The following is a 1160-nucleotide window of genomic DNA, read 5'->3' as shown; positions in this document are numbered from 1 at the left end:
CAATGCCGGTGACTTAAATGTCCTGCGCTCGTTGGTTGTGGTGTGGCGAGGGTGGGGCAGGTCAGGGTGCCTGCGGGTGAGCGGTTGTCGGACCGGATTGCGATCGGGGTGCTGACGCGGGCGTTTCCGCCGCAACTGATCGATGAGGTGGTCGCGGAGACCGGGCGGGGCGAGCTGCGCAGCCGGCTGCTGCCGGCCCGGGTGGTCGTGTACTTCGTGCTGGCGATGTGTCTGTTCTTCGGGCAGCCGTATGAAGAAGTCGCGCGGCTGTTGGGTGACGGGCTGGGTGACGGGCGGCGGTCCTGGCGGGTGCCGACGACTGCGGCGATCGGGCGGGCGCGTCGGCGCCTGGGCGTGGAGCCGTTGAAGGTGTTGTTCGCGCGGGTGTGCCGTCCGGTGGCGGTGCCGCAGACGGCGGGTGCCTGGTATCGGCGGTGGCGCCTGGTGGCGGTGGACGGCACGACCTTGGACCTGGCGGACACGGCGGAGAACGCAGGCTTCTTCGGCCGCCCGGGCTCGGGGCGGGGAACGGGCGCGTTTCCGCAGGCCAGGCTCGTGGCGCTGGCCGAGTGCGGGACCCACGCGGTGTTCGGCGCGGCGGTCGGCCCGTTGTCGGTCAGTGAGCCGGTGCTGTCCCGGCAGCTGTTCGGCGAGCTGCGGGCGGGGATGCTGCTGCTGGCCGACCGGGGCTTTTACGGGTTCGAGTTGTGGCAGGCCGCCCGGGCAACGGGCGCGGACCTGCTGTGGCGGATGCGCAAGAGCACGGCTCTGCCCGTGGTGCAGGTCCTGGCCGATGGCTCCTACCTCAGCACGGTCCATGCCGAAAAGGACCGCAAGAGCCGCCGCAACCCGGTGGAGGTCCGCGTGATCGAGTACACCCTCGCCCGCACTGGCGACGCCACCGTCTACCGGCTGCTGACCACCCTGCTCGATCCTGAGCAGGCACCGGCCAAGGAACTGGCCGCGCTCTACGCCCAGCGGTGGGAGATCGAGACCACGCTGGACGAGATCAAGACCCACCAGCGCGGTCCGAAGCTCATCCTGCGTTCGAGATACCCGTGGGGCGTGGAGCAGGAGATCTACGGCTTCCTCCTGGTGCACCACGCCATCCGGCAGCTGATGCACCAGGCCGCCACCGGCCGGGGCCTTGATCCCGACCG

Annotated in this window: 1 protein-coding gene; it reads left to right on the top strand. The window is 70.4% G+C overall.

Annotation, left to right across the window (positions count from 1 at the left end; translation table 11 throughout):
• Positions 1–51 precede the first annotated feature (51 nt).
• A partial coding sequence (locus ACFUJR_RS39345; RefSeq protein WP_383181787.1) for an IS4 family transposase occupies positions 52–1160 on the top strand: 1109 nt, incomplete at its 3' end.

The sequence above is a fragment of the Streptomyces sp. NPDC057271 genome, assembly GCF_042668715.1.
In the GTDB taxonomy this organism is placed as follows: Bacteria; Actinomycetota; Actinomycetes; order Streptomycetales; family Streptomycetaceae; genus Streptomyces.
The sequence above is the reverse complement of the archived record's forward strand: the minus strand, read 5'-3'. Positions and strand labels throughout refer to the sequence as shown.